An 18,692-nucleotide genomic window follows, 5' to 3' on the forward strand; every position below is an offset into this window, starting at 1 on the left:
GGTCTTGTCCATGACCGGAAGCCGGCTTCCGGCGGCCTTTCCTGCCCGGCTTGCCGCGTGTTCAGTGTCTTGTCTGGTATTGCCGAGGCCGGTTCGGTGCAGACCGGTATGGTCCGGCGGCGAACCCGTCATTTACGCCCGCCGTTGGCTGATTCGAGCGCTTGCTCGGCGTGAGTGGCGGGCGTAGTCTGGCCGCCGAACCGACGCCCGCCGGGGCGCATCCAATCAGGAGGAGACCGCCATGAGCTGGCCCACCCACGAAGTGCTCAACCAGTCGCCGCCGCTGGCCGACTACAACCTGTTCCTGGCCGACCCGGCGCTGGCCGAAGGCGCAGCGCGCGAGGGCGCTGGCTGGGCGCTCGACGGCCTGGCCGCCATCGGCGCCGAGCTCGGCCGCGCCGACAGCCTCGAGCTCGGCCGGCTGGCCAACCAGCATCCGCCGCAACTGCGTGCCTTCGACGCCAAGGGCTTCCGCCGCGACCAGATCGAGTTCCACCCGGCCTGGCATGCGCTGATGCAGGGCATCGTGGCGCGCGGCTTCCACACCGGCCCATGGGCCGAGCCGCGGCCTGGCGCCCACGCCGCGCGCGCGGCCGGCTACCTGATGCAGGCCCAGGTCGAGGCCGGCTCGCTGTGCCCGACCACCATGACCTACGGCGCCATCCCCGCCATCGCCAAGCACCCGCAGCTGGCGCGCGACTGGCTGCCGACATTGTTCAGCCGCGACTACGACGCGCGCGACCTGCCGTTCGGGCAGAAGCGCGGCGGCCTGGTCGGCATGGGCATGACCGAGAAGCAGGGCGGCTCGGACGTGCGCGCCAACACCACCGTGGCGGTGGCGGACGGCGCCGGCGGCTACCTGCTGACCGGCCACAAGTGGTTCTTCTCGGCGCCGCAGTGCGATGCCCACCTGGTGCTGGCGCAGGCGCCGGGTGGCCTGTCCTGCTTCTTCGTGCCGCGCTGGCGGCCCGACGGCGGCAAGAACCCGGTGCTGATCCAGCGGCTCAAGGACAAGCTCGGCAACAAGTCCAACGCCTCGAGCGAGGTCGAGTTCCAGAATGCCTGGGGCCTCCTGCTCGGCGAGGAGGGCCGCGGCGTGCCGACCATCCTGGAGATGGGCACCTATACCCGGCTCGACTGCGTGCTCGGCAGCGCCGGTATGATGCGGCAGGCCACCTCGCAGGCGGTCCACCATGCGCGCCACCGCAGCGTGTTCGGCCGGCCGCTGGTGCAGCAGCCGCTGATGCGCAACGTGCTGGCCGACCTGGCGCTGGAGACCGAGGCCGCCATCGCGCTGGCGCTGCGTATGGCGCGCGCCTTCGACGCGCAGGACGACGAGGCCGAGACGCTGCTGCGCCGGCTGCTGACGCCGGCCGCCAAGTACTGGGTCTGCAAGCGCGGCCCGGAGCTGGCCGCCGAGGCGATGGAAGCGATGGGCGGCAACGGCTACGTCGAGGAGGGCGTGCAGGCGCGCATCTACCGCGAGATGCCGGTCAATTCGATCTGGGAAGGTTCGGGCAACGTGATGTGCCTGGACGTGCTGCGCGCGCTCGGCAAGAGCCCGCGCACGATGGAGGCGCTGCAGGCCGAGCTGGCGCCCGCGCTCGGCCGCCACCCGGCCTACGACCGCTGCGTGGCCGAGCTGCAGCGCGGCTTCGCCGACCCGGCCGCGCTCGAGGTGCGGGCGCGGCGGCTGACCCGGCAGCTGGTGCTGGCGCTGCAGGCCGGCCTGCTGCTGCGCCACGCGCCGGAGCCGGTGGCCGAGGCCTTCGTCGCGTCGCGCCTCGGCGGCGACTGGGGCGGCAGCTTCGGCACGCTGCCGGCGGCCAGCGACTTCGAGCTGCTGATCGGGCGGGCGCTGGCGGGCTAGCGGCGCGGCCGGTCAGTAGGGGCGCTTCTTGGCGCGCTGGCCGTTCATGGTCTTGACCAGGTAGCGGAAGATCGGGCCGCCCTGGTCCTCGGGCATTTCCGCGATGCGGGCGAAGATGCTGGTGTAGAGCTTGCACACCGTGGCGTGGTCGGCGCCGAGGCTGCCGCCGGTCTCCAGCAGCCGCACGCGCGGGCCGAATTCCTCGCTCAGCCCGGTGTAGATCTTGATCATCGGCGCGCGGACGTCGTCGACGGTCGGGACGTCGCGCGGCGCCACGTGGGCGATCCGCACCACCTCGGCCAGCGCCACCTGTTCGCGCCGCTTGAGCTCCTCGGGCAGCGCGCGCACCACCTCCAGGTGCGAGCCGCGCGCAGGGAACAGGAAGCGGTAGCAGTTCTCGCCGTCGAGCGCGCGCATCTGGTCGACCATCACCTGCAGGTAGGCGACCGCGGCGGCATCGGAGGCGCGCGGCAGCCGGTCGAGCGTCAGCTGCGCCACCTGGCTGCCGGCCGCCTCGATGATCGCCGCCTGGCTCTTGTGCTGGCGCACGCCGTCCTTGAGTTCGGCCAGCACGGTCTCGTAGGTGTCGGCGTCGTACTGCTTGATGGCCCGCATCGCCGGCTGCTTGGCCAGCTCCCGCTTCATCCGCATGATCTGGATCTCGGGATCCAGCAGCTGGTGCGCCAGTCCGGCGCCGAGCAGCCCCGCCAGCACCACGCCGGCCCGGATGCCGCCGCTGTTCTCGCCTCGCCCCAGCAGCAGGGCCACCAGGCCGCTGGCCAATCCGCCGCAGATCGCTGCGGCCACGATGCTCAACCAATCCATTCGCTCATTCCTTCTTTCAAATTCATATCCGCAAGCGCACAGCGCGGCCGCAGCGTAGCGGCGGCGGCGGCAGCGGTCCAACCGGACCGCCGGCCGGTCGGCTCCGATGCGGTAAAGCGTGGCAAACGCCCTACAATGGCGGCCGGTCATTCCCGCCTACCCGCCATCGAGCGATTCCCGCCATGCCGCACATGAACTGGCCGCAACTGTTGTCCGCCGACCGCCTGCGCGCGCCGCGCCGGCCGCCCGAGACCGGACCCAGCATCGGCCGCTCCGACTTCCACAAGGATCACGACCGGCTGGCCTTCTCCTCGCCGTTCCGGCGCCTGGGCCGCAAGACCCAGGTCCATCCGATGAACGAGAACGACCACGTCCACACCCGGCTGACCCACTCGATCGAGGTCGGCTGCGTCGGCCGCTCGCTCGGCATCCTGGTCGGCCACGCATTGGGCGACCGGCTGCCGGTCCACATCATCCCCTACGACATCGGCGCCATCGTGCAAGCCGCCTGCCTGGCCCACGACATCGGCAACCCGCCGTTCGGCCACGCCGGCGAATACGCGATCCGCGACTGGTTCCGCCAGTCGGCCAATGCCTACATGCTGCAGAACCTCAGCGCCGACGAGCGCCGCGACGTGCAGACCTTCGAGGGCAACGCGCAGGGCTTCCGCGTCGTCACCCAGCTCGAGAACCACCGCTTCGACGGCGGCATGCGGCTGACCTACGCCACGCTCGGCGCCACGCTCAAGTACCCGTGGACCAGCGAGCACGCCGGCTTCAAGGAGAAGTTCAGCTGCTACCAGGCCGAGAAGAAACTGCTCGACGAGGTGGCGCACGAACTCGGCCTGCTGGCCAAGGGCCCCGGCATCTGGTGCCGTCATCCGCTGTCCTACCTGATGGAGGCGGCCGACGACATCTGCTACGCCATCCTCGACCTCGAGGACGGCGTCGAGATCGGCATGCTGCCGTTCGAGACCATCGCGCCGATGCTGATCCGGCTGGCCGGCATCGACGACGACCTCTTGGCGCTCGAAGTGGCCGGCGCGCCGAGCGTGCGGCGCAAGATGTCGCTGCTGCGTTCCAAGGCGATCGACCGCTGCGTGCGCGAGGTGACGGCGGCCTTCATGCGCCACCACGACGCGCTGCTGGCCGGCGACTACGAGGGCGACCTGATCGCCTCCTGCCCCGATTTCGTCCGCCACGGCATCCGCGACGCCAAGCAGCTGGCGCGCGACCGCATCTTCAACGCGCGGCGCAAGGTCGAGATCGAGGTCGGCAGCTTCACCTGCCTGGACATCCTGCTCGAGGCCTTCTGCGGCGCGGCCTACCAGCTGCGCACCGAGCCGGACCGGCTGAGCTTCCGCAACAAGCGCATCCTCGACCTGATGGAGTACAACGCGCCGCACCGCGAATGGCCGCTGTACGAGAGCTATATGCGGGTGCTCGACTTCATCGGCGGGATGACCGACAACTACGCGACCTATCTGGCGCAGCAGGTCGGCGGCATGGGGCGGTAAGGCTGGCCGCTGCGTCATGTAGGTCGGGATTCATTCCCGACGGCACGCTCGGCCGGCGGCGGCGTCGGGAATGAATCCCGACCTGCCGACGACCGACCGGGATCGCTGGACGCCCGTTGTTGCGCCGATACCCCAACGAGGCCGTTCATGCGGCCATGCTAGAATCGGCGCAAACCGATAATCCGCGAGACTTTCCGCCGTGTCCGTCCCCGCCCGCCTCGTCATCGCCACCCGCGAATCCGCCCTGGCATTGTGGCAAGCGCGCCACATCGCCGCCCGGCTCGAAGCGCTGCATCCCGGCCTCGCGGTCGAGCTCCTGGGCATGACCACCCAGGGCGACCGCATCCTCGACGTCACCCTCAACAAGATCGGCGGCAAGGGCCTGTTCGTGAAGGAGCTCGAGACCGCGCTGGCCGAGGGCCGCGCCGATCTCGCCGTGCATTCGATGAAGGACGTGCCGATGCGGCTGCCCGAGGGCTTCGCCATCGCCGCCGTCACCGAGCGCGAGGACCCGCGCGACGCCTTCGTCTCCAACCGCTACGCCGATGTCGCCGCGCTGCCGCAGGGCGCCGTGGTCGGCACCTCGAGCCTGCGGCGCGAATCGCAGCTGCGCGCGGCCCGGCCCGACCTGGTGGTGCGGCCGCTGCGCGGCAACGTGCAGACCCGGCTGCGCAAGCTCGACGACGGCGAATTCGACGCCATCATCCTGGCCGCCGCCGGCCTGCGCCGGCTCGGCCTCGACGACCGCATCCGCAGCGTGCTCAGCGTCGAGGCCAGCCTGCCGGCGCCGGGCCAGGGCGCGCTCGGCATCGAGATCCGCGCCGACCGCACCGACCTGGCCGCGCTGCTGGCGCCGCTGAACCATGCCGAGACCGCCGACTGCGTCGCCGCCGAGCGTGCGCTGAGCCTGCGGCTCGACGGCTCCTGCCAGGTGCCGCTCGGCGCCTACGCCGAGGTGGTCGACGGCCAGTTCCTGCGCGTGCGCGGCTTCGTCGCCAGCCAGGACGGAACCGAGCTGGTGCGCGCCGAGACCAACGGCAGCCGGGCCGCCGCGGCGAGCCTGGGCCAGCAGGCCGCCAACCTGATGCTGACCGACGGCGCCCGGCCGCTGATCCAGGCGGCGCAGGGCTGAGGCCGCCCACCACCCGACATCCACCGCCGGCGCGCGCCAGGCCGGCGCGACAGCACAAGACGCAGACCCGCACAGAGGCCGCAGCCCATGAACCGCCCGCTCGCCCAACGCCGTTTCCTCGTCACCCGCCCCGAGAGCCAGTCCGAGCGGCTGGCCGCGCTGCTGCGCGAAGCCGGCGCCGAACCGCTGCTCGCACCGATGATCGCGATCGGCGAATCGGCCGACCCGGCCGGGCTCGACGCCGCGCTGCGGCGGCTCGACGATTTCGACCTGGCGGTGTTCGTCAGCCCGACCGCGCTCGACCAGGTCGGCACCCGCATCAAGCACTGGCCGACCGAGCTGGCCGCCGCCGTGATCGGCCCGGCCTCGCGCGAGCGCGCCCACGAACTCGGCATCCTCGACGTAATCTGCCCCGACGGCCGCTACGACAGCGAAGGCCTGCTCGAGCACCCGTCGCTGGCGCGCATGGACGGCAAGCGGGTGGTGCTGTTCCGCGGCAACGGCGGCCGCGAGCTGCTGGCCGACACGCTGGTGGCGCGCGGCGCCACGGTCGAGATCGTCGAGGCCTATCGCCGCCTGCCGCCGACCATGGCGCGCGAAGAGCTGTCGGCGCTGCTGGCCGACGGCTGCGACGGCGTCATCGTCACCAGCAGCGAGGCGGTGCACAACCTGTTCGCGCTGGCCGACGAGGCGCTGGCGGCCAAGCTCCACGCCAGCCTGTTCTTCGCCAGCCACCCGGCCATCGCCGACGCGGCGCGCCGCGCCGGTGTCGGCCGGGTGATCACCACCGCGGCCGGCGACGCCGGCATCGTCGCCTCGCTGACCGAGTGCTTCGCCGTCAACGACAGCCATATCGCTGCGACTGCGGCGCCGGTCACCGCCGCGTCGCCGGCCGAAGCCGGCTGGGGCCGGCCGCGGATGGAGCGGCGCCGGCCGCTGCGCGTGCTGCGCGCCGTGCTGTGGCTGGCGCTCGGCGTCGGCATCGGCGGGGCGGCGCTGCATACCTTCTACCGCTACCGCGGCTATGACCCGCAGGGCGAGCTGGTCACCCGGCTGGCCCGGCTCGAGACGCGCCAGCAGCTGTTCAGCAACGACGAGGCGCGCGACGACGCGCGGCTGCGCGAACTCGACAACCGCCAGATTGCGGTCGACCAACGCCTGGACGAGATCCGCGCCCAGCAGGCCGACCTGCAGGCGCTCTACGGCGCGGTGGCCGGCGACCACGAGGAGACGCTGCTGGCCGACGCCGAGCTGACGCTGTCGCTGGCCAGCCAGCAGCTGCAGCTCACCGGCAACGTCGGCGCCGCGCTGGCCGCGCTGTACCGGCTCGACGAACGCCTGTCCGGCCACGACAAGCCGCGGCTGATGCCGCTGCGCCGCGCGCTGGCCAGCGACATCGAGGCGCTCAAGCGCATGCCGTGGATCGACTACATCGGCATCTCGGCGCGGCTCGATACGCTGGCCGGCGGGATCGACGCCCTACCGCTGGCGATCGATGCGAAAGCGCGCGAGGAGCGCGAGGAGGCGCGCAGCGGCGAACGCAACGGCCTGCTCGGCGAGCTGGGCCGTGCGCTCGGCGCGCTGGTCGAGATCCGCCGCATGGATCAGCCCGACGCGGTGCTGCTGGCACCCGAACAGGCGCTCTACCTGCGCGAGCACATCAAGCTGCGCCTGCTCAATGCCCGGCTGGCGCTGCTGCAGCGCGACGAGAGCAGCTTCCGGCGCGACCTCGCCGCGGCCGACCAGGAGCTGCGCCGCCGCTTCGACCTCAAGGCCAAGCCGGTGATCGCGACGTTGAAGACGCTCGGCGAATTGCGCGCGGTGCAGCCGGCGCAGGCGCTGCCGAGCCTGTCGGACAGCCTCAACGCCGCGCGCGACGCGCGCCGCAAGGCCAGCCGGGAGGACAGCAAGTGAGAGCGCTGATCTGGGTTCTGCTGCTGTTCGCCCTGGCGGTCGGGCTCGCCCTGTTCGCCCATCACAACAGTGGCTATGCGCTGCTGTTCCTGCCGCCGTGGCGGGTCGAGCTGTCGCTCAACGCCTTCGTGCTGATCTTCGCGCTGCTGGTGCTGGGCGGCTTCGCCCTGGTGCGGCTGCTGGACTGGCTGCTGGCCATGCCGCGCAACGTGCGGCGCTACCACGAGGCACGCCGCGTCGCCGACGCCCGCCGCTACCGGCGCGAAGCGATCACCGCGCTGATCGAGGGCCGCTACCACAAGTCGGTACGCGCGATCCGGCTGGCGCGCGAGGCCGAGGACGAGCGCGAGATGCAGCTGATCGACAGCCTGATCGCCGCCCGCGCCGCCCATTTCGGCCGCGACTTCGACACCCGCGACCAGAGCCTGGAAGAGGCGCGCAACCATAGCGGCGGCCGCTCGCTGGCGCTCGACATGCTCGAGGCCGAGATGTTCTACGAGCAGTACCGCAACCGCGAGGCGATGGCCGCGCTGCAGCGCGTCTACGCCCAGTCGCCGCGGCTGACCGCGGCGCTGAAGCTCGAATTGAAGATCTGCCAGCAGGAGCGCAACCCGGCCCGCGTGATCGAGCTGACCGACCTCTTGGAGAAGAGCGACGCGCTCGATCCGGGCCACGCCGCGCGCATCCGCAACCAGGCGCGGCTGATGCAGTTGCGCGGCGGCGAGATGGATGCGGCCGCGCTCGAACGCTGGTGGAATGCCCTGAGCAAGGAAGAGAAGGTGCTGCCCAAGCTGGCCGCCGCCGCGGCGCGCCAGTTCGCCCGCCTTGGCGAAGGCGAGCGCGCCGAGGCGATCCTGGTCGACGCGCTCGAAGCCGACTGGGACGTGGCGCCGCTCGAGGTCTACGGCGAGCTCGAACGGCTCGGCGTGAAGGGCGACCCGGTGCGGCGGCTGGCGCGCGCCGAGGAATGGCTGCGCAGCCATATGAACGACCACCAGCTGCTGCTGGCGCTGGGCCGGCTGTGCCGCGACGCCGGGCTGTGGGGCAAGGCCGGCAATTATCTCGAGGCCAGCATCGCGGTGGCGGCCACGCCGGTGGCGCACGCCGAGCTCGGCCAGATGCTCGAACAGCTCGGCGAGCGCACCGCCGCCGAGGAACACTACCGCGCCAGCCTCGGCCTGGCGCTGGACCTGCTGGAGAAGCGCGCATGACCGCCGCCGCCCTGCTCGCCGCCGCCCATTACCTGGGCGCCATGCTGCTGTTCGGCTGCCTGCTGGCCGAGCACATGCTGCTGGCGCCGCAACTGCCGCTCGAACGCATGCGCCGGCTGGCGCGCATCGACGCGCTGTTCGGCCTGGCCTCCGGCATCCAGATCGCGACCGGTGTCGGCCGGATGTTCATGGAAAAGGGCGAGGCGTTCTACCTGCACAACCCGCTGTTCCACGCCAAGCTCACCGTGTTCGTGCTGATCGGCCTGTTGTCGATCTACCCGACCGTGCGCATCCTGCGCTGGCACCGCGCCGCGCGCGAGGCCGGCCAGGTGGCGCCGGCCGCCGCCGAATACCGGCGCGTGCTGATGATCGTGCGGCTGGAGCTGGTGCTGATCCTGCTGCTGCCGGTGCTGGCGAGCCTGATGGCGCGCGGCGTGGGGATGCGTTGAGCTGCCCTGTAGGAGCGGCCGCGAACGGGTGATCGTTCCTCCGGTGCTGTTCGCGGCTGAAGCCGCTCCTGCGGCGTGCGTCTGCTCTTCGGCCGGGTGTGCGCGGCGGTGTGGTCGGTCGGGCTTTATGCCCGACCGCGATCTTTCCGGCGGCCCTGCTGTCGGGCGTAAAGCCCGACCTACGTTGATTACATGTCTGGCAGCCCCGCCGAAGACGAACGAACGCCCCGCAATGCGGGGCGTTTCGTCTGGGACGACGGCGCGCGTCGAAGCGGCGTCCGGCGCCGCGGCTAGAGCTGCTCCGGCGTCAGCATGGTCTTCAGCACCGTCTGCGGCACGCCGTCGCGCAGGCGGAACTGCAGCCACCAGATGCCGCCCTTGCGCACCGTCCAGTCGGCCTCGATGCCGGCCAGCAGGCTCGCCGCGACGCGGCCGATGGTCGGCTGGTGGCCGACCAGCACCGTGGTGCCGTCGGACTCTGGCCAGTCGCAAGCCGCCAGGTAGTCGGATGCGGCCGCGCCGGGATTGAGCCGGCGGTCGACGGCGTGCTCGGGGTTCAGCGTGGCGGCGGTCTGGCGCGCCCGCAGTGCCTCGCTGGCGATCACCCGCGTGCGGGTCGGCAGCCGTTCGCGCAGCCAGTCGGCCATCCTGGCCGCCTGCTTCTGGCCGCGCGCGGTCAGCCAGCGCGCCAGGTCGTCCTCGCCGGCTTCGGCCTCGGCGTGGCGCCACAGGATCAGATTGGTCTTCATATCCTCGCTCCGTGAGAAAACGGGGTGCCTTGGCACCCCGTCGATCGTCGTTGTCATGTCAGTCGCGGTCTTTCGCCGCGAGTTCTTCGAGCAGCATGATCTGCGCGCCGCGGCGGCGGTCGCCGCGCGAGGTCTTGCGGCGGTAGCGGCCGTCGGGCTGCATCTCCCAGGCCTGGCAGTTGTCGACCAGGTAGGGGCGCAGGCCTTCGCGGATCACCCGGCGCTTGGTCTTCGGGTCGAGGATCGGGAAGGCCACCTCGATGCGGCGGAAGAAGTTGCGCCCCATCCAGTCGGCCGAGCCGAGGTAGAGATCCTCGGCACCGTCGTTGAAGAAGTAGAACACCCGCGTGTGCTCGAGGAAGCGGCCGACGATCGAGCGCACCTTGATGTTCTCGCTGAGCCCCTTCACTCCGGGCCGCAGCGTGCAGACGCCGCGCACGATCAGGTGGATGGTGACGCCGGCCTGGCTGGCGTCGTACAGCGCCTGGATCAGCGCCGGCTCGAGCAGCGAGTTCATCTTGGCGATCACCACCGCGCGGCGGCCGGCGCGCGCGATATTGGCCTCGCGGTTGATCGCGTCGATCATCGACGAGTGCATGGTGAACGGCGACTGCCACAGCGCCTTGAGCTTGCCCGGATTGCCCATGCCGGTCAGCTGGATGAACAGGCTGTTGACGTCGGCGCACTTGTCCTCGTTGCAGGTGAACAGGCCGAAGTCGGTGTAGAGCTTGGCGGTGCGCGGATGGTAGTTGCCGGTGCCGAGATGGGCGTAGCGGCGCAGCCGGCCTTCTTCGCGGCGCACCACCAGCAGCATCTTGGCGTGGGTCTTGTAGCCGTAGACGCCGTAGACCACGTGGGCGCCGACGCGCTCGAGCTTGGCCGCCCAGTTGATGTTGGCCTCCTCGTCGAAGCGCGCCATCAGCTCGACCACCACCGTCACTTCCTTGCCGGCCTGGGCCGCCTCGATCAGCGCCTCCATCAGCGCCGAATCGCTCGAGGTGCGGTAGACCGTCATCTTGATGGCCACCACCTGCGGATCGCGCGCGGCCTGCTGCAGGAGGTCGATCACCGGGGTGAAGCTCTGGAACGGGTGGTGCAGCAGGATGTCGCCATGGCGGATGGCGGCGAACATGTCGGGCTGCTTGCGCAGTTCCTTGGGCACGCTCGGCATGTAGGGCGGGAACTTGAGATCGGGCCGGTCGACCTGGTCGGGCACCTGCATCAGCCGCACCAGGTTGACCGGGCCGTCGACGCGGTAGAGGTCGTCGCTGTCGAGGCCGAACTGTTCGAGCAGGAAGTCCGAGATGTGGTGCGGGCAGGTGTCGGCCACCTCGAGCCGCACGCCGTCGCCGTACTGGCGCTGGCTCAGCTCGCCCTGCAGCGCGGCGCGCAGGTCCTTGACGTCCTCCTCGTCGACGTTGAGGTCGGAATCGCGGGTGACGCGGAACTGGAAGCAGCCCTTGATCTCCATGCCGGGGAACAGCGTGTCGACGTGGGCGTGCACCACCGAGGAGAGGAAAACGAAGCCGTGCTCGATGCCCGACACCTCGGACGGCAGCTTGATGAAGCGCGGGAAGATGCGCGGCGCCTGCACGATGGCGACGCCGGAATTGCGGCCGTAGGCGTCGCGGCCGTCGAGCTCGACCACGAAGTTGAGGCTCTTGTTCAGCAGGCGCGGGAAGGGGTGGGACGGGTCCAGCCCGATCGGCGTCAGCACCGGCGCCAGCTCGCGGTCGAAGTAGTCGCGCACCCACTGGCGCTGCACCTCGTTCCACATGGTGCGGCGCAGGAAGCCGATGCCCTGGGCCGCCATCTCGGGCAGCACCACTTCGCGCAGGATCTTGTACTGCTTTTCGACCAGCGCGTGGGCGTCCTCGGCGATGCGGTGGTAGGCCGCCTCGGGCGACAGGCCGTCGGGTGCCGCCCGCGCCGTATGCAGGCGGATGTTCTCCTTCAACCAGGCGACGCGCACCTCGAAGAACTCGTCCATATTGCTCGACACGATGCAGAGGAACTTGAGCCGCTCGAGCAGCGGATTGTTCGGATCCTCGGCCTGGGCCAGCACGCGCCGGTTGAATTCGAGCAGGCCCAGCTCGCGGTTGAGGAACAGTTCGTGGCCTTGCTCGTGGGGATTGGCTTGGGGTGGCATGCTGGTCATGGTGTCATCGTACGGGCTACGGCCCCGGCTTGGAGCGGGGCCCCAGTATAGTCCCGGCCCGGAGGTGGAAACGAAAATGGCCGCGCAGGGCGGCCATCGGGGCGTGAAGCGGATTACTGCGGCGGCGGCACGTAGCCTTGCGGCATGTCGGCGCCGGCGCCGAAGAAGTAATTCTGCATCTGCTGCGACAGGTACTGGCGTGCGCGGCTGTCGGCAAGATTGAGGCGGTTCTCGTTGATCAGCATGGTCTGGTGCTTGACCCAGGCCTGCCAGGCTTCCTTCGACACGCTCTCGTAGATCTTCTTGCCCAGTTCGCCGGGCAGCGGCGCGAAATCCAGTCCCTCGGCTTCGCGACCCAGTTTGACGCAGTTCACCATTCTGGCCATGGCGGTACTCCTCTCGACTAATAGCATTGCCACGTGACGCCCGTATGAACGGGCGCCACGCAGTGGATCAGACGTTAAGGCGCGATTGCGCCTGCAAGGCATTGATTTAAATAATCAACAGGCTACACCGTCCAAGAAAATACTCATGCTTGTACTCAAAGAACGCGGTGCTGAGTATGTTCAACGGTGAACTGGAGCCATTGCGAGATGCTCGGATTCAGCGCTCCAAGCGCTGGTGACAGGTATCAATGACGGATTTTATCTGCTGCGCCATCGTCTGCCTAATCGGAACGCGCTCAAATCGCTCAGCCAATGAGCGTGCCTCCAGCAACATCCGGTCGATGACCTCCTCCGCCTGTTTGATCGATACGCCTCCCTCCTTCGCCAGGCGCAACAGATGCTGGCGTTCGATGGCGGCGCCTTCGCCGCAAATGTCCAGGTGGTGCTGACCCATCGGGCCCTCGCTGAAGGTCAGATCGAAGGCGGGCGCTAGCCGCCAGCGCCGGTCACGTCCGAGACGCCACGCGAAATTCTTCGGATGATCGTCACGGTTGTGGAAGAGCACGTTGAAAACGGCTCGTGCATAAGCCTTCTCCACTTCGCGCTCATCGCGCGTCAAGAAGCGGGTGGCCCGCAGGAAGGCGGTGTAGTCGCTGGCACCAGGCATCCGGAAATCCACCTGCAGTAATCCGGCCAGACTATGCACTGGCACGAGTAGCCCGCCTTCGCGGTCGAAGCGTGCGACGCCGAATGCCGCCAGTTCAGGGCCAAGGTCGAAGCAGCGACTTTCGGGCATGTCCAGCCCACAATCCCGAGCCAACTCGGCATAGAGCTGCTCGATGACACAGACTTCCTTGTGTTCGTTCTGCGCGGGAAACTTGACCAGCCAGGGGCTGCCGGGCGCATCAGGACGGGTGCTGACTTGCCCGGTCGCGGCGTCATACTGCACCAGCGCCTTGGGCCTGGCGCCTTGCGGCGAGCCGCCGGTGAGCGCGAGTTCGCGCAGGGCGGCACCCGCTTCACCAGCCAGCGCGCGCCGGCTTTGCTCGGCCAGTGCCAGCAAGGACCAGTCGGGCTCCCGGGCACCGGCATCGCTCACCGGGACAAAGCGCAAAGCACCCATGGCGCGCCCACCAACGAAGGCCAGCCGGTCCAGTGGCCCGGGGTGACGCACACCCTGCTGACGAAACAGGCGATCCATCAGCAACAAGCCCCAGCCGTCAGGAAGGCTGTCGGCGATCAGGCCCGGAAGGCGATGCAGGTGAGGCGGAAAGCTACCGTAGGCATCTGCACGCAACTTGAGGTGTAAGGGTGACAGTTCCAAGCCCTGAGCCAGGGCTTCGGCGGAGTATTCGAAGAGCAGGGATTGACCGTCATCAGCTAACCGCCCCAACGGCCAGTCTTCGCCCCAGCCGCAATAATGCACGGTGAGCGACTTCATGATGCCCTCTTGCGTGGCGCACGCTGGCGGCGGCTGACAAGGTCAACCTGCTCCATCTGGGCGATGGATTGCCGTTTGAGCACGAAGAGATCGTCCAGCGCCTCCAGCAAGCCAAGCGCCTGCGCGGCGCGGACCAGTGTTTCCAGCGAGCATTGGCCGTCCGTTTCGAGTTTGCGCAACGCCCCCAACGACAGCCCGGCCATTTGCGCCAGTTCACGCTGCGTAAGGGACTGGGCAAGCCGCTGCTCGCGCAGACGCACACCCAGTGCCTGCTGGATTTCAACGGGGGTCGAGAGATTAAAAGCCAACCTAATGATCCTAATCGCAACAAAAATAGCTTAAAGATCATAATAATGACTTTTAATAAACATGAAAAGTGGCCTGTGCCGCGATAGCTACTGCGAGCGATCAGACGGCATCGGAGGCGCCACTTTCAACACCTCATTCAAAATGGTTCACGAGCCTGTCGCGGCTCTCAGCTCGGTTCGGTACCTATCATCTACTCGTTGGCAGAGCTCACCCAGCGAAAGCTCCAAAGCTTCCGCAAGACGGTGCAGGACGCTGATGGTGGGCTGCTTCCGTCCGCTTTCGATCATCGTGATGAATGGACGGTCGAGCTCACAGCGCCCGGCCACATCCTCTTGAGACAGCGCCAATTCTTGCCGGCGCACCTTGACCTCGACCCCGAGAGCTGTGATCAGCAGTTGATTTCGACTTGGACGCATAGGCGTCAAGTCTTTGTGTTTGGTTTACTATTGACACGTGTCTATAGATAACAATCGACTGCTGCTGAATCTAATGGGGAAGCTAATGAAGGTACTAACACAAAGGGTGCTCTCACATGGCAACGCACACTTTCGGCTGGTAAAGGTTGGCGCTGCGTCTATCTTCGCGGCAACGGCCCTGACCGGCTGCGTGACGACACAGTCACAGGCTGACGGCTCGACCAAGGTTCATCTCTCGCTGGGTGGCGTCTCCAAAATCAGTCCGGACAGCCCATCATCTCCCCCTACATCTGAAGCCAGACTGGCAACAACAGCCAATCAGACGAAGCCGGGCCTGCCGAGCCCGGTTAGCACTCCCGGCATTCGCACGACGGCGCTGGCGGGCGTCTTTAGCAAGCATCCCTACGACGGAACGCCCAAGACCTATTTCCCCCGAGTGGCTATCACGGTAACGGACTGGTCTCGCAACGACTGCTGGATTGGCACGGCCACCATTTGGTGGAGCAAGAGCAAGTCCGAGGCTGTGCCTGCCTTCTCAGTGTGCTGGGGACAGTCGGTCGGCTTCGCCGTCAACAACGCCGCCAACCTGCACCTATTCATGCAGCAGACAGCGGTCGAGCACAGCGGCAACGTGCGCACCGCTGGCCCGAAACCGCCGATGCTGGCGGTTCCTGACCGGCAGCCGATCAGCGAACGGCAGCAGCTCGCTTTCCAGGGATTCATCCAGCAACTGGTACTCGACACCGGCTGGCGGCCAGGCGCGCCGACCAATCTGTGGTTGGTGGGGTACGACGCCAATGCCGTAATCAGGCCGACCACGGCTCCTGTCTCCAGCAAGGGAGCGCCGCAGCCCGTGGACGCCAAGGGCAAGGCGCAGCTCGATCAGGCGCTGGCCTGCACTGCCATCAGCCCACGATTTGATTTGGCCGAGTCCATGCTCAAGCAGGCTGGGTGGAGCCCAGACCAGGGAATCATGCCGGTCACCCTCACTGAGCAGGTCAAGGTCTACGGGTTCAGCGTTCGAAGAGTTGCGGTGTCACGTGACGGCGGCGAGCAGATCTACCGCAGCTACTTGGCTGGCACCACCCTCCAGCAGCTTGCGAAATCGGCCTCGCTAAAGCTGGGCAAAGACGGCAAGACCTACGGTCGTTTGACCAAAGTCGGTGTGTTGTCGGCGGGCATGGAGGGCGGCGAAGCCACGCTGACCTGCACCGTCAACACCGAAGGTTCGGAGGGTTGACCATGACGATACAATGCCCGAGCTGCGGCAGCACGCACATCCAGCCTATGGCCGTTGTGCATGCGGGCGGCACGCAGCACTTCCACGCAACGCACACGGCGATCACTTCAGATGGGCAGTTCGTTCAAGGCAGCAGCCAAGGCTCCCAATCCACGGCGCTGGCTCAGCACTGCGCCCCACCTGCGCCGCCGTCACCGCTACCGTTCATTGGAGCCTATGGGATTGGCGGCATCATCATCTACATGTCGATGACGGTGTGCCCTTTGCTGGCGCGAGAGTGCGTTTATGTCGGCATGGCAGGCCTGCGCTACAACTGGAAGCAAGCTGCTATCGGTCTGGGTCTGATCGCGTTGGGCTGGCTGCTGATGAAGGGCTGGCGTGCCCAGGCCAAGGTCTACAGTGCGGCGAAGCGCCAGTGGCAGAGCACTTGGTTTTGCCATACGTGTGGGCAGGCGCATCAACGGGAGTGACGGGCCGCAGGCGATTACCGTAGTTATCGTAATTACGGTAATCGCCCGGGCCGGGTAACAAGTAGGCGCCATCGGGCCGCGCTGAAACACTCACAAGCCAACGGAGTGTTCGACTTCCCTTGGTCAAGCCATGAATCCGATCCCCCGGCGTGAAGAGGCCGGGATGGCGGGCAGATCACTGGCGCGAATGTGGTCACGCTCATCACGGGCAGCGCGCCCCAGTGCGCGCTGCAAGGCGAGGCCCAGGGTACGTGGTGGCAGGTCTTTCAGCTGGCTCACCACCTCTTCATCCAGCTTCGGGGCAAAGACGGAACCCCAGGGGCTCTCGGCCCGCATGCGGCCGTAGATTTGCTGCGCGATGTGCGCGACTTGCTCGGGCGTAGGCGCCCGCACCTGTAGCACCGTCATGCGCGACAGCAGTGGCGCCGGGATGCCCTCGGTACTATTCGCCGTGGCGATCCAATTCACGTGGCTGGCATCGATGGCGAAATCGCGGATCGACAGGTCGATGAAATCGCGTGCGCTGCGTGGTTCCAGCAGGGTGTAAAGCGCCGCGAGTGGATCGTACTGGCGCTGCTGATCGGTCTTGTCGAGCTCGTCCAGCACGATCACCGGATTGGCCAGCGGCTGGTACGCCAGCAGCTCAAACACCACGCCAGGCTCCGAGTTCGACCAGAACGACTCCGACCCCGCCAAAGGCGAGCTGGACTGGGTGCTAGCCATGTCGATCACGCGGAACGGAAGGCTCAACCGGGAGGCAAGCCAGCGTGCAGCCTCTGTCTTACCAATGCCCGCAGGGCCGATGAGCAGGATGGGAGACCAGGCAACACGGCCGTCGCCCATCGCGTGCAAGGCGAAGTGGTCATGCAATACGTCGGCTAGTTCGGCAAAGTTGGGGAAGTCGCGCTGGAAGTCTTCGATCAACTGCGGCCAGTCGTCAGGCAGTTCGCCCAGCTTGCGGCGTTCATGGCCTGCGGTGCGGATGCGCTCGGCGATGTACTGCGCCCGCTTGGCTTTCTCATCGGGCTTGGTGCGGTGACGCTCAACAAAGCTGCGCAGACCAGCGGCATCCAGAAACGCGATTGGGGGCGTTGCCCGAGGTGCCTGTAGTGCGGGCTGCTCCGGCGCCGCTGACGCTGCCTTCATGTCTGGCAGCGACTGCACTAGAGCATGCACCGCATCGTCGATGGATGGATCCAGCGGTTCCCCACGAACCGATTGCTCAGGCTTGGTGGCGGCCTGCAGCAGCCCTGCCGCGACCGCGAGCTTGTGGTTGCGCTTCAAGTCTTCCGCGAAGAGTCCGATGGTGGTTTCGTGCTGCTGGCAGCGCACGCCCTGGCCTGCGTTGGCATCACCGCCAATCACAGGCGCAGCGCACACCGGGCAGTGCTGCTGGGCAGCATGCCGGGTCGCCTCGATCAGATCCAGCAGGGCACGGTCTCTGTTGATGCTAGCGCCCACCAGCTCCACGCGCAGGCTGAGCTTGTCGCGCTGGTTGGTGGCGCAAAAGAGCGGCAAGTGTCGGTAGTCGGCCGGCTTCATCAGCAGCTCGCATTGAGACACGAAGTGCTCCAGCACTGCTAAGTGGCCGGGAGCCGGCTCCACCACCTGCTTGGCCAACCAAGGGTGTTGGGCTTTCAGAGTTACCAGAGCGGCCTGGTAGGCGGCGCGGCTCATGGGGCGGTGGCGGTTGGAGCGTGTCATGGCAGCCTCTCTTGGCTAACTATAATTTACTATAACAACAAGAAGAGCGGGAATCCAGCCTCGCCGGCCGCAGTGGATTTGTTTATAGTGATTTACTGTGATTTAGATCGAGATTTGTCATGCCAGCGCTGAGCAACGAGCAACTCCCCATGCTGGCCGGCGCACTGCTGCGTCTGCGCGGCCTCACGTTGGCTGCGGTGTTTGACGCCACGGGCATTCGCCCGGCCAACTTATCCGCTTGGGTGAAGGGCAAACCGCAGGTTATCTCTGCTGCGCGCGTGGCAGCACTGATGTATCACCTCGGCGTGCAAGGCGGCCAGCTTCGCTCGGACATCGTGCATACCTGGACCGACCAAGGTGACTGGGCACATCTGCGCACCGTGTTCAATCTGCTTCAGGAGCCGGTGGCGCCTCGATGCTTATTCCTCGACGAGCATCCCGGGATGTGCCACACCAGATTCCTGCAATGGGGCGAGGCATGGGTTCGACTGTCGCTCACGCCGGGGCCTACTGCGCAGGATGATTTGGCCGCGATGGTCAGTCCAGACCGACTGATCGTGCTGCCCGTCGCGCTGGAGGGTATCCCCGCGCAAGACCCGCAAGCGACAGCTTCTGCGCTCTTGAGCCTTACCGAGCAGGGAGGGCAGGAGATTCCCACTGGCGAACTGGCCCATGGCTTCATGCAACGCCTCGGGGCGCCGCCTGGGCAGGACTTTGTGCTCACGAGCGGCGACACATTGGGCTGGCGCATCTTGGAGACGAGCTTGCGCAGTGCAATGCGCAGGGGATTGAGTCCCACCCAGTTAGCGTTGAAGATCGAGACGATGCGGCTCGATGAAGACGATTTCACCCGTTCAGGCAAAGTCAAATCTGGATGAACTGCGGGACGAACGCGAGTAGT

The 18,692-nt window shown here is 67.4% G+C and carries 17 protein-coding genes; 9 read left to right on the top strand and 8 right to left on the bottom strand.

Translation table 11 applies throughout. The features are described 5' to 3' along the window. Positions 1–241: 241 nt before the first annotated feature. Entirely contained in the window at positions 242–1,870 is a 1,629-nt protein-coding gene (locus tag H9L41_RS01760; protein ID WP_028445841.1) for an isovaleryl-CoA dehydrogenase, read from the top strand. A 12-nt stretch (positions 1,871–1,882) separates the two neighbouring features. Here the strand turns inward: H9L41_RS01760 and H9L41_RS01765 are convergent, their stop codons facing one another. Beyond that, complete coding sequence (locus H9L41_RS01765) at positions 1,883–2,695, bottom strand: hypothetical protein (protein ID WP_028445842.1); 813 nt, start codon at positions 2,693–2,695, stop codon at positions 1,883–1,885. A 182-nt stretch (positions 2,696–2,877) separates the two neighbouring features. Between H9L41_RS01765 and H9L41_RS01770 the strand changes: the two genes are divergently transcribed. From H9L41_RS01770 to H9L41_RS01790, 5 genes are all read left to right on the top strand, one after another. After that, complete coding sequence (locus H9L41_RS01770) at positions 2,878–4,212, top strand: deoxyguanosinetriphosphate triphosphohydrolase (protein WP_028445843.1); 1,335 nt, start codon at positions 2,878–2,880, stop codon at positions 4,210–4,212. Between the two features lie 199 nt (positions 4,213–4,411). Then, complete coding sequence (gene hemC, locus H9L41_RS01775) at positions 4,412–5,344, top strand: hydroxymethylbilane synthase (protein ID WP_028445844.1); 933 nt, start codon at positions 4,412–4,414, stop codon at positions 5,342–5,344. Between the two features lie 87 nt (positions 5,345–5,431). After that, on the top strand, positions 5,432–7,258 hold the full coding sequence (locus H9L41_RS01780; RefSeq protein WP_028445845.1) for a uroporphyrinogen-III C-methyltransferase: 1,827 nt from the start codon (positions 5,432–5,434) through the stop codon (positions 7,256–7,258). Beyond that, positions 7,255–8,469 carry a heme biosynthesis HemY N-terminal domain-containing protein gene (locus H9L41_RS01785; RefSeq protein WP_028445846.1) on the top strand — a complete coding sequence of 405 codons (1,215 nt, stop codon included), beginning with the start codon at positions 7,255–7,257 and terminating at the stop codon, positions 8,467–8,469. Before H9L41_RS01780 ends, H9L41_RS01785 begins: the two co-directional genes overlap by 4 nt. Beyond that, complete coding sequence (locus H9L41_RS01790; protein WP_028445847.1) at positions 8,466–8,918, top strand: DUF2214 family protein; 453 nt, start codon at positions 8,466–8,468, stop codon at positions 8,916–8,918. Before H9L41_RS01785 ends, H9L41_RS01790 begins: the two co-directional genes overlap by 4 nt. Positions 8,919–9,208: 290 nt before the next feature. Here the strand turns inward: H9L41_RS01790 and H9L41_RS01795 are convergent, their stop codons facing one another. From H9L41_RS01795 to H9L41_RS25980, 6 genes are all read right to left on the bottom strand, one after another. Beyond that, the gene (locus tag H9L41_RS01795) at positions 9,209–9,667 is read right to left on the bottom strand and encodes a SixA phosphatase family protein (protein WP_028445848.1); all 459 of its coding nucleotides are present in this window, start codon (positions 9,665–9,667) and stop codon (positions 9,209–9,211) included. Positions 9,668–9,725: 58 nt separating this feature from the next. Continuing rightward, positions 9,726–11,816 (bottom strand): polyphosphate kinase 1, encoded by a 2,091-nt coding sequence (ppk1, locus tag H9L41_RS01800; protein WP_034606681.1) that lies wholly within the window; start codon positions 11,814–11,816, stop codon positions 9,726–9,728. Positions 11,817–11,938: 122 nt separating this feature from the next. Beyond that, entirely contained in the window at positions 11,939–12,211 is a 273-nt protein-coding gene (locus H9L41_RS01805; RefSeq protein WP_028445850.1) for an oxidative damage protection protein, read from the bottom strand. Positions 12,212–12,428: 217 nt separating this feature from the next. Further along, positions 12,429–13,652, bottom strand: coding sequence for a type II toxin-antitoxin system HipA family toxin (locus H9L41_RS01810; RefSeq protein WP_028445851.1), 1,224 nt, complete (start codon positions 13,650–13,652; stop codon positions 12,429–12,431). After that, a complete protein-coding gene (locus H9L41_RS01815; protein ID WP_028445852.1) occupies positions 13,649–13,960 on the bottom strand; it encodes a helix-turn-helix domain-containing protein in 312 nt (103 codons plus the stop codon). Before H9L41_RS01815 ends, H9L41_RS01810 begins: the two co-directional genes overlap by 4 nt. Positions 13,961–14,107: 147 nt before the next feature. Continuing rightward, positions 14,108–14,377, bottom strand: a complete 270-nt coding sequence (locus H9L41_RS25980) for a helix-turn-helix domain-containing protein (RefSeq protein ID WP_084300123.1) — start codon at positions 14,375–14,377, stop codon at positions 14,108–14,110. 37 nt (positions 14,378–14,414) lie between these two features. Between H9L41_RS25980 and H9L41_RS01825 the strand changes: the two genes are divergently transcribed. Next, complete coding sequence (locus H9L41_RS01825) at positions 14,415–15,617, top strand: hypothetical protein (protein WP_245589188.1); 1,203 nt, start codon at positions 14,415–14,417, stop codon at positions 15,615–15,617. A 2-nt stretch (positions 15,618–15,619) separates the two neighbouring features. After that, positions 15,620–16,087 (top strand): hypothetical protein, encoded by a 468-nt coding sequence (locus H9L41_RS01830; RefSeq protein WP_028445854.1) that lies wholly within the window; start codon positions 15,620–15,622, stop codon positions 16,085–16,087. 123 nt (positions 16,088–16,210) lie between these two features. Here H9L41_RS01830 and H9L41_RS01835 read toward each other — a convergent pair whose 3' ends face one another. Then, complete coding sequence (locus H9L41_RS01835; protein WP_028445855.1) at positions 16,211–17,791, bottom strand: AAA family ATPase; 1,581 nt, start codon at positions 17,789–17,791, stop codon at positions 16,211–16,213. Between the two features lie 119 nt (positions 17,792–17,910). On the opposite strand from H9L41_RS01835, the gene H9L41_RS01840 reads away from it, so the two are divergent. Continuing rightward, positions 17,911–18,669: a helix-turn-helix domain-containing protein gene (locus tag H9L41_RS01840; RefSeq protein WP_028445856.1), complete on the top strand. Its 759-nt coding sequence runs from the start codon at positions 17,911–17,913 to the stop codon at positions 18,667–18,669. Positions 18,670–18,692: the final 23 nt, after the last annotated feature.

Origin of the sequence: Chitinimonas koreensis, assembly GCF_014353015.1 — a bacterium.
Taxonomy (GTDB): domain Bacteria; phylum Pseudomonadota; class Gammaproteobacteria; order Burkholderiales; family Chitinimonadaceae; genus Chitinimonas; species Chitinimonas koreensis.